The sequence below is a fragment of the Psychrobacter sp. 1Y4 genome (assembly GCF_051847555.1).
Map to the genome: position 1 here is coordinate 1 of NZ_JBPYDE010000443.1, position 761 is coordinate 761.

The 761-nt window shown below is 43.8% G+C and carries 2 protein-coding genes; both read left to right on the forward strand.

Features of this window, described 5'->3' with window-relative positions; all coding sequences use genetic code 11:
• The coding region (locus tag ACS8FC_RS16845) for a GNAT family N-acetyltransferase (RefSeq protein WP_439297631.1) at positions 1–500 on the forward strand (500 nt) is incomplete at its 5' end.
• A 31-nt stretch (positions 501–531) separates the two neighbouring features.
• A partial coding sequence (locus ACS8FC_RS16850) for a DUF1653 domain-containing protein (RefSeq protein WP_439297632.1) occupies positions 532–761 on the forward strand: 230 nt, incomplete at its 3' end.

Consider the following 761-nt stretch of genomic DNA (forward strand, 5'->3'; position numbering starts at 1 on the left):
AGGCTTGCCAAGATGGTGAGCTGTGGAAAATAAACGTGACGTCTGTACCTGAGCCAGACAAAGTCATTGACTATATTAATGTTGCAGATTCAATGCCTGATAGACAAGCTTTTGCCGTCATTGATGAGCGTACTGGCAAAGCGATTGGGTCAACGAGCTTTCATGATATTTTGCCAGCCAGCAAACGCTTAGAGATTGGCTATACATGGTATGCCAAATCTTACTGGCGCACGCATGTTAACACGACTTGTAAACTCATGCTGCTCACCTATGTATTTGAAAATTTAGGATATCAAACAGTAGGATGGCGTACAGATGTTGATAATCAGCGCTCGCAACAAGCCATCGAGCGCTTAGGTGCTAAAAAAGACGGTATCATTCGTGGCAATCGAGTACGCCGTGATGGCATTATTTCAGATACAGTCATGTATAGCATGATCCATTCTGAATGGGCGGGTATAAAACCCAAGCTTGCAGCAAAAGTACAAAGCGTTTATTAATCTTTTAACTATTAATATAAATGAGTGGTTTATGTCTCAGCAAAGTCAAAACACGGTAGTCCAAGGCATTTACCGCCATTACAAAGGTAACCTTTATCAAGTGCTTCATACCGCGCAGCACTCAGAGACCGAAGAGTCGCTAGTGGTGTACCGTTGTCTATATGGTGAGTACGGCGTCTGGGTCAGACCGCTTGCGATGTTTGCTGAGACGGTCACCGTTGATGGCAAAGAGATTCCAAGGTTTGAATTGATTCAACCCTT